This is a genomic window from Helicobacter cetorum, from assembly GCF_900198405.1.
Classification (GTDB): Bacteria; Campylobacterota; Campylobacteria; order Campylobacterales; family Helicobacteraceae; genus Helicobacter; species Helicobacter cetorum_C.
In genome coordinates this window covers 25,908-39,163 of record NZ_FZMR01000014.1, presented here as the reverse complement: position 1 = coordinate 39,163, position 13,256 = coordinate 25,908, and the positions used below count along the sequence as shown (strand labels likewise).

Annotated in this window: 14 protein-coding genes and 1 CRISPR repeat array; of the genes, 9 read left to right on the top strand and 5 right to left on the bottom strand. The window is 31.6% G+C overall.

The window, feature by feature from the left end:
- The first annotated feature begins 118 nt into the window (after positions 1–118).
- The 9 genes from C6H25_RS04580 (at position 119) to C6H25_RS04540 (ending at position 8,832) form a co-directional block, all read left to right on the top strand.
- Complete coding sequence (locus C6H25_RS04580; protein ID WP_104748283.1) at positions 119–964, top strand: outer membrane protein; 846 nt, start codon at positions 119–121, stop codon at positions 962–964.
- Between the two features lie 107 nt (positions 965–1,071).
- Complete coding sequence (gene csx20, locus C6H25_RS04575; protein WP_104748282.1) at positions 1,072–1,458, top strand: CRISPR-associated protein Csx20; 387 nt, start codon at positions 1,072–1,074, stop codon at positions 1,456–1,458.
- Positions 1,455–2,279: a CRISPR system precrRNA processing endoribonuclease RAMP protein Cas6 gene (gene cas6, locus C6H25_RS04570; protein ID WP_104748281.1), complete on the top strand. Its 825-nt coding sequence runs from the start codon at positions 1,455–1,457 to the stop codon at positions 2,277–2,279. The genes csx20 and cas6 overlap by 4 nt, the downstream gene beginning before the upstream one ends.
- Complete coding sequence (gene cas10, locus C6H25_RS04565; RefSeq protein ID WP_104748280.1) at positions 2,276–3,997, top strand: type III-A CRISPR-associated protein Cas10/Csm1; 1,722 nt, start codon at positions 2,276–2,278, stop codon at positions 3,995–3,997. Before cas6 ends, cas10 begins: the two co-directional genes overlap by 4 nt.
- Before the next feature lie 15 nt (positions 3,998–4,012).
- The gene (gene csm2 / locus C6H25_RS04560; protein ID WP_104748279.1) at positions 4,013–4,384 is read left to right on the top strand and encodes a type III-A CRISPR-associated protein Csm2; all 372 of its coding nucleotides are present in this window, start codon (positions 4,013–4,015) and stop codon (positions 4,382–4,384) included.
- A 9-nt stretch (positions 4,385–4,393) separates the two neighbouring features.
- A complete protein-coding gene (gene csm3 / locus C6H25_RS04555) occupies positions 4,394–5,089 on the top strand; it encodes a type III-A CRISPR-associated RAMP protein Csm3 (RefSeq protein WP_104748278.1) in 696 nt (231 codons plus the stop codon).
- The gene (gene csm4 / locus C6H25_RS04550; RefSeq protein ID WP_104748277.1) at positions 5,076–5,993 is read left to right on the top strand and encodes a type III-A CRISPR-associated RAMP protein Csm4; all 918 of its coding nucleotides are present in this window, start codon (positions 5,076–5,078) and stop codon (positions 5,991–5,993) included. The genes csm3 and csm4 overlap by 14 nt, the downstream gene beginning before the upstream one ends.
- A gap of 2 nt (positions 5,994–5,995) precedes the next feature.
- Positions 5,996–7,450, top strand: coding sequence for an RAMP superfamily CRISPR-associated protein (locus C6H25_RS04545; RefSeq protein WP_104748276.1), 1,455 nt, complete (start codon positions 5,996–5,998; stop codon positions 7,448–7,450).
- A gap of 17 nt (positions 7,451–7,467) precedes the next feature.
- On the top strand, positions 7,468–8,832 hold the full coding sequence (locus C6H25_RS04540; RefSeq protein WP_104748275.1) for a TM1812 family CRISPR-associated protein: 1,365 nt from the start codon (positions 7,468–7,470) through the stop codon (positions 8,830–8,832).
- A gap of 180 nt (positions 8,833–9,012) precedes the next feature.
- Here the strand turns inward: C6H25_RS04540 and C6H25_RS04535 are convergent, their stop codons facing one another.
- From C6H25_RS04535 to C6H25_RS04515, 5 genes are all read right to left on the bottom strand, one after another.
- Positions 9,013–9,225 (bottom strand): hypothetical protein, encoded by a 213-nt coding sequence (locus C6H25_RS04535; protein ID WP_104748274.1) that lies wholly within the window; start codon positions 9,223–9,225, stop codon positions 9,013–9,015.
- 326 nt (positions 9,226–9,551) lie between these two features.
- Entirely contained in the window at positions 9,552–10,001 is a 450-nt protein-coding gene (locus C6H25_RS04530) for a hypothetical protein (RefSeq protein ID WP_104748273.1), read from the bottom strand.
- A 9-nt stretch (positions 10,002–10,010) separates the two neighbouring features.
- Positions 10,011–10,514 (bottom strand): hypothetical protein, encoded by a 504-nt coding sequence (locus tag C6H25_RS04525; RefSeq protein WP_104748272.1) that lies wholly within the window; start codon positions 10,512–10,514, stop codon positions 10,011–10,013.
- Positions 10,515–10,799: 285 nt separating this feature from the next.
- Complete coding sequence (locus C6H25_RS04520; protein WP_104748271.1) at positions 10,800–11,069, bottom strand: hypothetical protein; 270 nt, start codon at positions 11,067–11,069, stop codon at positions 10,800–10,802.
- 30 nt (positions 11,070–11,099) lie between these two features.
- Positions 11,100–11,435, bottom strand: a complete 336-nt coding sequence (locus tag C6H25_RS04515; RefSeq protein ID WP_104748270.1) for a hypothetical protein — start codon at positions 11,433–11,435, stop codon at positions 11,100–11,102.
- Between the two features lie 578 nt (positions 11,436–12,013).
- Positions 12,014–13,202: direct repeats of the CRISPR family, unit length 37 nt; unit sequence GTTTCAATCCCCTTAAACGGGTCAATCTGTAATAAAT.
- Positions 13,203–13,256 lie beyond the last annotated feature (54 nt).

Here is a 13,256-nt window from a genome sequence, read left to right as displayed (position 1 = left end):
AAAAAATCCAACATTACTATCCCACTGCTATACGCCAATATTTACCCTTAATCATCATCTTAAAATATTAATATCATGTGATATAATGCACCGCTAATATTATTTGTAAAGGAAGTTTATGAAATCTATGCCTTTTAATGCCAAATCCTTATTGCAAACTAGCCTTGCAAGCGCTTTGGCGATAAGCTTTAATCTTGTGCAAGCACAAGCAGAAGAAGTCTCTAGTCCCTCTAACCAATCAAGCACCCAACCAATCCAAGACCAAAATACAACACCTACTATCCCTACTCCAACCACTACTAACCCCACTATCTCTCAGCCTAGCCCTACTCAAACACCCCCTATATCCCCTACTACACAAAGCCAACTAGCCGATAGGAGTGCATGGTATGCTGGCATTGGATTCCAATTAGGGGGAGTGAGTGGCACAAAAAATAATTTGCCTATAGCTACTAAACAAGGAGCACCCTATAATGTGCATGTTTCTACAGGTTGGGGGATTGATATAGGTTATAAAACTAGAGAAAACAAAGTAAATGCTTTTAGATATGGAATATTCTATGATTTTACAAGCTCTCTTTATAACACTTACGCCAAAAACAGCTTTCTTTTCTTAAGCACTTATGGCATTTATGGGGATTGGATTCCTAATGTAATCAATAATGAGCGCTTTTTCTTTGGCTTTAGAACAGGAGTGGCTATCGCTGGGTCAAGCTATGGCATGCAGATGAAACACTCTAATGTGCCTAAAAGCGTGTGTTATGGCTCTAGCGGGGATTCACTAGCTCAATGCACTTACACTACCTTTCAGTTTTTAGTCAATCTTGGGGTGCGTATGGGTGGCAAGCACAACCAATTTGAAATGGGAATCAAAATTCCTGTTGTAACCCAATATGGCGGTATCGCACAAGATTTTAGAAGAAGAATTTTTGCGGTGTATTGGAACTATACTTATAGTTTCTAACTCGCCTTTTTATTTTTAAAAAATCTAAATTTTTAGGTTTTTATCTATTTTGTTTTTTTGACTATAATAGAAACTTCTTTTTACAAAGATTTAAAAGGGGCAAGGTTTTGAAAGCATTTTTACTTTTTTCCCACCAACTTAGCCAAGAGCAACAACAAGATTTAATCCAACATTACAGCGTAAGTGAGTTTGTGTCTTTACCTAAAGAGTTGCAAATTTTATTTTCTTCTGTGCCTAGTGAATTAGAAAGCTTAAAAGACTATTTAAACCCTATTAAAGAATTTATAAAAAATCATGCGATTAAGAATGATGTAGCTTTAATTAGTGGGGATTTTGGAGCGAGTTTTTATCTAGTAAATTTTTGTCAAGATTTGGGCTTAAAATGCGTCTATGCCACCACCAAAAGAGAAAGTATAGAAAGCATAAACGAAAAAGGCGAATGTATAAAATCAAGCGTGTTTAAACATGTGAGATTTAGAGAGTATGAAAAATGACTTACACTAAAATCACTATAAAAATCAAAGACAAACCACCCTTTTTTATGGGTAGTCAAATTAGAGGGGCTTTTGGCGTAGCGCTTAAAAAAATCGTGTGTTTAAATCCACCCAATAAACATGGCGTGTGTATTGCTAAAGAAAATTGCTTGTATTGTGCGTTTTTTGAAATCAAAAACACTATTTCAACTTATCGCTTGGATTTTAAACTAGGTGCTAGAGAATATAACTTCAATGTATATTTATTCAATCGTGCCACTAAAGAGCTTCCTTATGTGCTAAGCGCGTTATTAGAAATGCTTAAAAACATCGGCTTAGGTAAAGAGAAAAAGACTTATAAAGATTTTAGTATGCTTATAAATGATATAAATTGCTTGAAAAATGAAGAAATTAGTTTGCCAAAAAATAGCATTCAAATCTTTAGCATTAAAGAGCGTTTTGAAAACATCATCTTGGAATTGGTTACGCCTTTAAGGATTAAAAAGGATAATCGCTTTTTAAGAGATGCCAAAATTTTAGAATTAAAAGATTTAATCAATTCTATTTATCAAAGGCAGATGAAACTTCTCAACAGAGATTTTAAGAAATTTCCTTATGAAATTAAGGGCGAAATTGTTGAAAGAAACTTAAAGTTTATAGAACTCACTCGCTCAAGTAACAGACAAAAAACAACCATGCAATTTGGGGGATTAATAGGGAGTATAAAAATTAAAGGTTTAAACAAAGAAAGTTTTGAAGTGCTAAAATTAGGCGAACTTATAGGTGTGGGTAAGAGTTGCGTGTTTGGATTAGGAAAAATTGAAGTTAAGGGGTTAGAATGAGTGAATATTTTAATTTTGAGATTTTTAAAAAATATGAAATAAAGCCATATGTTAGTCAAGGCATTGATGCGTTTTTAAAATATATAAATGATGATGAAGAATTAATGCTTATTTGTGGGGATTTTTATGGGATACAAAAATTCATTTTTGATAATCTCACTACTGAATATGCCGCTAAAATATTAAGAGCTAAGTCAGCTTTTGCGTTATTATTTAACGAATATATAGCTAATTTAATATGCTTTAGGCTTGATATTAATAGAGAGCATATTATTTTCTTACAAGCATCTAAATTTGAAATTTTAGTTCCTAAAAAGAAAGGCGATGACGATAATATTAAAAGCACTATTGAGAGCACACAAAAAGCAATCAATGACTATTTTAAAAGACATTTTTTCGCTCAGAGCGGAATGGCGCTTGTTTGTGTGGAATGTAAAAAAGATGATTTCAAAGAAAGCAATAAATACAAAGCTTTAAGAGAAGAAAAAATCCCTCAAGAAATTGAAAAACAAAAACTTAAGAAATTTGATTTTTTAAATTTTGAAAAAGCGAGTGATTTTGTTTTAGAAATAGATGAGGGCTTAAACAATGAAAATTTATGCAAGGTATGTAATTTAAGAATACAAGAAAAAAATAAAGAGCATTGCCATGTGTGTGCTAGCTTTATAAGATTAGGCGAAATTCTAGCTAATTTTCAAAAACAAGAAAGTATTAGCTCACAAGAATTAGCGCTTAATTTTTTTAATTTTTCTTGTTCGCTTGTTTTAGATGACGCCATAAAATCTTATGTGTGTAAAAATGATAAAGAAATCCTAACCTTTGAAAAATTAGCCGAAAATAGTTGCAAAGATAGCAATACAGGTATTAAAGCACTAGGTATCTTAAAGGCTGATGTAGATGGCATGGGGAATTTTATAAAATACAGCAATGTTACAGAAAAATTTAAAAACTTTGATGTGTTTTCTAAAAGCATTAACAATTTCTTTTCTTTATATGTGCCAAAACTTATGGAAGAAAATTTTCCTAATACCTACACAATATTTGCTGGGGGCGATGATTTGTTTTTAGTAGGGGCATGGGATGAAATTTTAGAACTAGCTAGACAGATTAGAAAAGATTTTATGGAGTTTTGCAAAAATGACAATGAGAATAAAGACAAAGAGCATAAACTAAGCATTTCTTTTGGCATTTGTATCGCTAATGCACACACCCCTATAAGCTATCTAGCTAGAACAAGCGAGAGTTTATTAGAAAAAGCAAAACATATTGATGATGAAGAGAACAATAATAACAATAATGATAAAAAGAACGCTTTAAATTTATTTGGCGAAACGATGAAGTGGGATAGCTATTTAGATGTCTATAAAACCCTGAAAAAGACTTTTGAAGATTTACAAGAAAAAGAAAAAGAAAGTGAAAATAAAAATACCACCGCCTTTTTATACCGCTTGCTAGAGTTAATAGAAATGGCTAAAAAGGTGTTAGAATACAAAAAAGCCGATAATAAAACGCAAAAAGAAGTGAATATAAATATTGATGAGTTTATGCAAGCTTCTATGTGGAAATCTAAATTACATTACACCTTTGCAAGGAATATGGACATGGAAAAAAAAGAAAATCAAGACCTTTTAAATGCCTTACTTGAAAATATAGGAAAACACCCAAAGGAAGTTAAAGCCTTTTTGTGTGAATACATCTATAAAAGAAGACAATCTTAAATTTAAGGAGAAAAAATGGCGTTAGAACTAGATTACACAAAAGATAGCGAATTATTTGGAATAACTGCACAGAACTATGCAGACAAAATTTCAAGCGTAAAAACAACACAAATTAGGAAATTTTATGATGAAGTTTTGAAATTGCAGGAAAAAGCCCAAACGCATGACTTTCAAACGGAAGTATTACCTTTTGTCAAGATGCTTAAGTCTAAAGTAGCTTATGCTAGTCATAGGAATTCTGGTGGTGGCAAACTCATCAATCAAGAGTTTGCTGACATGATGATTGAATGTATTGATGGGGTTAAAAATAAAGAAACATTGCATATTTTTGCCTTATTTTTTGAGGCGGTTATTGGCTTTCATAAAGAAAAGAAACGAAATTATTAAGGAGTTGTTATGAAAATTATTACACTAACAGGAAAAATTGAAGTTATTACAGGTTTACATATTGGTGGGGGCGATGATGTGATGAAAATTGGAGGCATTGATAATCCGGTTATAAAGGTTAAAAGAAATGATAAAAAAGAGCCTTATATTCCAGGTAGCAGTTTAAAAGGAAAGATGAGGTCGTTATTAGAGCATCACTACAAATTAGTAGAACTAAGCGATGGTAACCCTTTTAATGCAGGTTTGATAGAAAATGTCAAAGATGAGAGCAACAAAAATAATGCTATCAATCTTTTAAAAATCTTTGGGAATGCTAAAAGCAATACTTCACATAAAGATATTAAAATCACAATCACTCGCATAAGCGTAGGCGATGCATATGTATGTGAATGCGAGAGTTTAGAACTCACAGAGGCAAAATATGAAAACACAATTAATAGGATCAAAGGCACAGCAGAACACCCCAGACAAACTGAAAGAGTTCCAGCGGGTATAAAGTTTAAATTTGACATTCGTTTAAAAATTTTTGATGAAGATGAAAAAGATGAACAACAATTAAAAGATATAATCAAGCAAGGGCTTAAGCTAATAGAGCAAGATTATTTAGGCGGTTGTGGTTCTAGGGGTTATGGAAGGGTAAAATTCACCAACAAAGACAAATGGGAAGAGTATAAAGAGAGCAAGGAAAAAAATGAAACTCTTTAAAGTTAGCATTGAGCCTAAAAGCAATTTTGGTTCGCCCCTACAAGGTGATACTTTATTTGGGCAGTTTTGCTGGATAATTCGTTTTAAATATAGTGAAAGTAGACTAAAAGAATTATTAAAAGATTACAAAACTAAACCCTTTATTATCTTTTCTAACGCCTTTGCTTGTAATTATTTACCCAAACCAACTTTGCCTCAAGATTATTTAAACGAAAAGAAAGAAGAGAAAAAAGAAAACCGCAAGAAAATATGGCTCAAGTTAGAAGACTTATTAAAAGGCAACTACACAAGTGCTAAAACTAATGAAAAAACAGAGTGCGAAGATAGAGAGATAGCTAGGATTAAAAACGCTCTCAATTATAAAACCTTTTGTACTGAAAAAGAAAGATTTACACCCTTTGGCGAAGTGGAACACACGCTAAGTAAAAAAGATATTTATGTGTTGCTAGATGAAAAGCAATTTAGTTTGGCTGATTTTAAAAAATGCTTTGAATGTTTAGGGGTCTATGGCTATGGCAAAAATATTAGCACAGGCTTAGGGCGTTTTGAAGTGTTGTTTGACTATGATAAAAATATAGACAAGAAAATAGATAATAAAAACGCAACAACCTTTATGAGTTTAGGGGCTTTTGTGCCAAACTTTACAAAAAAAGAAGTCAAAGAATTTTTTTATGAGCCATTCACTAAATTTGGCAAATACCCAGAGCATGAGGGTATCACTAATATTTTTAAAAAACCTTTGCTTATGGCAAATTGTGGGGCAGTTGTGGAATTTAAAGAGAAAAAAGAAAATTTACAATATATAGGTTGCGCCATTGATAATTTGTCTATGAATACAGATTTTACAAGCTATCATCAGGCTTATAGTATTGTCTTGCCTTTACAACCATTAAAAAGGACATAATAATGAATGAATACACTTATTATTTTAAACTCACTACCAAATCCCCTGTGCATATTGGCTCAAGCGATGCGTATGAACCCACTAATTTTGTAATAGACAATAACACTCTGTATTGTTTTGATGAAATCTTTTTCTATAACCAGCTAAGCGATACAGAAAAACAAGAATTTGCTAGAAAAACAAGCGATTTATTTCAAATGATTAATTTTTATAGAAACCATAAAGAAAGGGCTAAAGAAATCGCTCTATACACTTGCCCTACAACTAAAGAAATTCAAAAACAATACGATAAACAACTTAATAAAAATAACACAAAAAACACAAATCAGCTTATTATTGACACAACCTTTAAAAACTCTAATACCTTTGAACCTATTATTCCAGGAAGTAGCATTAAAGGGGTTTTAGATACGATTTTAGATATATATCCTTTAAAATCTAATGATACCGAGAGAATGAAGTTAAGAAAAAAGCTTCAAATTAGCGATGCGATTTGTATCAAAAATAACACAGAAATAGGTTTTGCATATAATGTGCATTATGACATAGATAATAATCCTAAGAAGACGAGTGTTGATGTTAAGCTAGAAGTTATCCAGCCTAATACAGAATTTATATGCTCTATTAAAAGCCCTTATGATTTAAAAATCTTACAAGAAAAAGTTTATTATTTTTATAGCGAGCGTTTTGATAAATATCAAAAAGAACAAGAAGAAAAACCAAAAGAAAAAAGAGAGGATTATTTTGAAAAAAGCTCTTTTTTTGAAGAAGTAGAACAAGGCTTTATGCTTAAATTAGGTAAATATTGTGGCTTAGAATATAGCGTAGATAGTTTAGAAAATGCTTACAGAAGAAAAAAGGGAGAATTTGAATTAGATGAGCATGACAAAAAAATCCCCCCTAAAACTTTTATGCTTTATGAATATGATGAAAAAAACCTTAACCAAAAAAATTTTTTTGGTTTTGTAGAATTAAAAGAAATTGATGAAAAAACCTACCAAGCTTATTTGCAAAAAATCCATCTTAAGCAACAAGAAATCTTACAAAAGAGATTAAAACAACAACAAATTTTAGAACAACAATTTAAAGAAAAAGAAGCCAAAGAGCAAGAAAGAGAGCGTCTTAAAAAAGAAGCATTAGAACAAGAAAAAGAAAGAGGGCTCCAAAAATTAAAAGATAAAGAGAAAAAAAGAGCTGAAATGAGTCCACTTGAAAGAAAGATTGATGAATTACATGAAACAAAAGAATATAAAAACATGTCTTTATGTGCGTTTTTACTCCAAGCGATTAAAAAAGGGGAATTTGATGAGAATAAAAAAGAAGCTTTGGAGTTTTTAAAAACAAAAATGCTAAAAGAAAATCTTTGGAAAGAAACTTCAGAGGCTAAAAACCCAGAAAAAGATAAGAAATACCAACAAACTTTAAGGGTTATAGAAATGCTTAAAGAGTTACAATAATTTTAAGGATAAACACAATGCAACAACAAGAAAAAAAGGCTGTTATTACGATTTTAGGAAAAGTCAATGATGAACAAGATAAGGCAACCTATTATTTTAAAGAGAATAAAGAAGAAATTTTAAAATACCATAATATGTTTGCTCTACTCATTGAAAAGTATCAAAATAGTGAGTATGAAATCGTGCCAATTTACACTAAAAAGGCTAGAGAAACTAATGAAAATATGTTAAAAGATTCTAATCTTTCTTTTGGCAACTGGGATGAGAGATTTTTTATCAAAGATTTTAATGACATTAACCAAGTTTTTGCCATTATTAATGAAGCCGTCAAATCTTATGACAAGCTCATTATTGATGTAAGCCATGGTTTTAGGCATTTGCCTATGCTTATGATTGTGGATTTGATTATAGAAAATTTTGAGGACACTTCTAAGATTGAAAAAATCCTTTTTACTAGAGTAATTATTGAGCTTAAAGAATATGAAATCATTGATTTAAAAGACTACTTAGATATTGCAAACATCATGTTTGTTGTGAGTTCTTTTAAGCATAATTTTACAACAAGTAATATAGAGGTTTCTTCTAAATATAGTGGTTTCATAAACTCTCTACGCGAAGTCTCTAATGACCTTTTATCCTTAAATATCAACCACTTGACAAAACAAGATGGACAAGGTAGTGCAGACAAATTGCTAAAAAACATACAAAAATTACAGGAAGAACTAGAAAAAGAAACACAAAATAAAGAACATTTTTTAATCAATCCATTAAAAGACCTTGCTGAGTTTGTAAAAGGGCTGATTAACTTTGAAGGAAAAAAATACTATCAAACATATTTTGAATTAAGCGAAATGTTTTATAAAAGAGACTATCTTATTAATAGCATCGCTCTTTTGTGCGAGAGTGCAAGATATTTTATTAAAACACAATTAAAAAGAGAATGTCCAGAGTTAAAAGACAAGATTGAACAAGTAGAAAATAGGTTAGGCACATACGAAACGCTCAGATTTTTTAGTGGGTTAAGTAGGATTGCAACAAATAGAGACAACGGCAACTATATACCAAATCACAGAGACCAATCACAGTATTGGCGAAAATTCAATTGGGTTGCAATTGACAAAGATAAAAGTGATGTAATCAAAAACACTTTTCAAAATAGAGATAGCCAAAACTCTGATGATTATAATGCACTACAAAGAAAATGCATGGCTACCAATGGCACTCTATCTAAAGTATCTATGCTATCAGATGAAATTGATGACTTAAGAAATAAGCTAGTCCATATTAATCCAAACAATGATTTTGATGAGATTAAAAGACAAATCAATGAAAAAATAGAGAGATATAAAGAAATAATTGATGAAGACACCCCAACAAATTAATCAAACAAGTATCTTTAAAAAATCATTACAACAGATTAAAACCCCAAAAAGACCTTATTTTTTAGGGTTTGTAATTTTTAGCCTAGTAAAAACACTTGAATACCACAAAGTATATCTTTTATTACTTATAAAGCATTTAATTATAAAATGCTTTATTTAAAAGAACCCCCACCACACAAATTACCCCCTAAAACGAGTAATCCCATGGACTACGCTTTTAGCAACACCACTAGCAACCGCTACCCCACCAGTAGCTCCTGCCAATACAAACCCTACATAGACACAGCCTACTGCCACTACAGCTCCAGTAACAAATATAGCCGTATTGCCTACAAAGCTCATGCTAATTTTTCCACTACCATAACCAAAACTTGCGCTGTCTTTTTGTTGCATATTTAACTCCTTAAAATTACAACTTTATAGCAACTCGCTACACAACTAAAAATCTAAAAGTCTATTCAATAACCAACTCTTAGTTACAAAAAAGAAATTCTAGAGCCCCCTCAAGCTCAACAAGTAGGTGGTGTCGGATTTTACCCTCCAACAAGAAAGGGCGGAACTTAATTCCCAATAAGGAGTATTATTCTATCAAAAATATTTCATTTTGTCAAGACGCTCACTTATTTTTAAGACCTTTAATTACAAACCTAATAATACTTACTACTCCCACAAATAACACAGCAACTAGGATTAATTCCGCAAACAATACCAATATCACATTAACTCCTTTGATGAGACCTTAAAGTTCTCAGTTTTGCATGCAATTTATCACGAGCAAGAAAAATCTCATCTCTTCTAGCAAACAATATTTTACGCTCTTCCCCAAGCTTATGAATTTTTTGAAAGATTTTAGAGCGTTGTGCTTTATCCCTAGTTTTATCTAGCTCCTTAAACAACATGTTTCTTTCATTTTTATAAATAAAAAGAGTGTTGTTGTATTCATCTAACCATTTTTTAATCTTATCAAGCTCTGCCTTGATTAACTGCTCCATTCTTTGTTTTTTATATTTTTTATTTTTTACAATAGCAGTCTTAACCTTTTTGCTTGCCTTTTTCTTTGCACTTTGATTTTTAGTTCTTTCTTTTTCTATATTGCTTTTTTCATGTTCTAAGATTAAAGCTGCAATACCCGCTATAATAACCCCTCCAATAGCAATTAATCTCCACATGTTAAACCCCTACTCAGAAAGAAATTTCTTAGCATCACTTAATGCAACGGGTGCACTCTTAGAGGCTTTTAGCAACTCATCTAGAGCTTTAGACTCAATGCTAGAGAGAGCCATGCATTGAAGATTAAAAACCATTTCCATGATTTTAGAACGCTCTTCTATTGAAGAACTCTTCTTAAGTTGCTCTTTCCAAAAAGCTAGATTGCTAAGATGCTCTTGCTTTCTATCCTTGCTATGCTTTTCAAAAGCATTGCATTGCCTATTGAACCTCTTTGTATCCTCCTTAAGAGATGCAAGCATGATTTTAGCTTGCTTATCAACCTTGTGGCGCTCTAGTTTGATATTTTTACTTTCAGTGCGATACTTCAAGTATTGCCCTACAATCCCTAAACCACTCTCAATCACCATAGGTGCTACCTCTGAAACTACTTTTGCATAACTCATGTCAAACTCCTTGTAAAAAATAATCACTCTTTTTTGACTAACTACTGAACCACCGCCCAAAAAAGTCATAAAGACTTGATAGCCTTTAAACTTCAAATAGAGAGAATAAGGGTATAACCCTAAGAGCCAACAACAAAAACAAAAACGGATTTAACAGATAAAAAGAGTAAGCCCCATCTGTCAAGGGGATTGTAGCTATTCTAGGTTAGCTAGGACATTGGATTTGCGAGAGAAATAGTAGTAGGATTTTTTGCATTTGTCAAGCATTTTTGAAAATTTTTTTGAATTTTCATTAAAAATGCCTAGTATTATCCAAACAAAAACACTAAAAAACCTAGTCAAGCTAGGCTGATTTTAAAATTCTTTATTTAATAACATCACCCATAAAGCATAAGCGTTCCCCTTGTTTTTACTCATTTCTAAGACCATTTTAGCCATCATCAAGCAAGTTTTAGTGTCATGCAGTTTCAAACAAGTTTGATAACCTTTCCAAAATAAATAACTCTCACTTCCTAAATCAGAATTAATCCATTTTTGAATATTGACATCTTCTTGAGAAAATTTTGTTGCTGAATGAGCTAACAAACCACTCATTAACACCACGATAATAAAAAACTTTCGCATTAGCTCCCCTTTAAAACCTACTTACCAACTCTACCAACGGTATTGAGCCATAACATACCCATTCTCATCAAACAACCCCACATAAGCCTTATCAATCGTAGAAAAATTATTGAGCAAATAAGTATCCGTCCCTATTGAAAGGCTAATACTCAATCTCTCTGAGCTATAAAGATTGTAATTAAGACTGCTATAATCAAGCTCAATATCTAGTTGAACATGTTTGCTGATTTGAGCCATTATAGTCTCTAGCTTTTCTTTGGTCTTAAACGATTTTATTATCTCTAAAGTAATCGTATTTGTTTGATAGTCAAAAGTAAGATTCTTACCATTCAAACGATTAGACAAAAGAATCATAACCACCCACATCAAAAACCAATATTTATGACACTCTCCAACTTTCCATGATATCGCTCCTTTAAGCCTTTTTTAAGGCTATTATAAACGATTTTTTAGCATTAGAAAAATCAAAACTCTTAAAGCCCTTATAACCAACGACTTAACGCTCTCAATAGCGTTATAGCTGATTTCTAATAGCCAACATTCTAGCGTTAAAAAACTAAAGAATGCTAAACCAATCAACTATTAAAATGATAATACCCTAAATAAACCTACATTAAAACTTGCTTAAACAATAATGCGTTATCTATAAAATTTTATTTTTAAATTTAAAAACTATATTAAACAATTCCTTGAAATAAAAAAATAATCTGTCTTAATCCCCTTAAACGGGTCAATCTGTAATAAATATCTCAGATTTTTACTCTTTACTAATTATATTCTTGGCTATGATTAAGCCAAGTTAACTTCATTCATCTAATAAATCTTCATCATTGATACCTTTACTAATTATATTCTTGGCTATGATTAAGCCAAGAGTTACACCTAGTAGGATTAGTCCTACTATAAGAAAAAATAACGCCATTTCTCTCCTTTCATTTTTATTAGTTTCAATCCCCTTAAACGGGTCAATCTGTAATAAATCTCAATTAGCGACCAACGACGCATATCAAAGTACTCAATTAGGTTTCAATCCCCTTAAACGGGTCAATCTGTAATAAATGTAGTTAAAGTTGAACTACCTTTTAAGCTACTAGGATTAAGTTTCAATCCCCTTAAACGGGTCAATCTGTAATAAATTAAAAAGAAATTTAACTTTACCTTATTGAGTTTAACGAGTTTCAATCCCCTTAAACGGGTCAATCTGTAATAAATCTAAAGTAGATATCAATTTTCTTAGAACTAAGTTCTTTGGTTTCAATCCCCTTAAACGGGTCAATCTGTAATAAATCTAAAGTAGATATCAATTTTCTTAGAACTAAGTTCTTTGGTTTCAATCCCCTTAAACGGGTCAATCTGTAATAAATCTAAAGTAGATATCAATTTTCTTAGAACTAAGTTCTTTGGTTTCAATCCCCTTAAACGGGTCAATCTGTAATAAATACATCACGACAATCCTATAATGCAAAATTATCATTCCCAAGTTTCAATCCCCTTAAACGGGTCAATCTGTAATAAATCTAGTTTAAAAGCTCTTTATGAAAGTTATTACGATCATGCTGAGTTTCAATCCCCTTAAACGGGTCAATCTGTAATAAATTAATAGTAAAGGTCGGTATCATCCGGTCTTTCTTGTTTCAATCCCCTTAAACGGGTCAATCTGTAATAAATAGATAGTGAGATCATTGAGGTTACTGAAGCGCCTATCGTTCGTTTCAATCCCCTTAAACGGGTCAATCTGTAATAAATTTTATTAACGAATGCGATATAGAATGGCATTTTGATGATAAGTTTCAATCCCCTTAAACGGGTCAATCTGTAATAAATTAACTTTGGTAAGTATGATTTCCGTATCACTGGTGAAAGGTTTCAATCCCCTTAAACGGGTCAATCTGTAATAAATTTACTTATGATAAACCAGTATTCTTATCAGAACCAGTATTGACTGTTTCAATCCCCTTAAACGGGTCAATCTGTAATAAATATTCTAGTTACGTTCTTCATCTATATGATCATCTAGATAAGTTTCAATCCCCTTAAACGGGTCAATCTGTAATAAATTTTAAAAGCATAGTGCTAAATGATATTTTTAACCTGGAGTTTCAATCCCCTTAAACGGGTCAATCTGTAATAAATGTTCCTAACTATTTTTTTTAAGGGATACTAATATGCAAGTTTCAATCCCCTTAA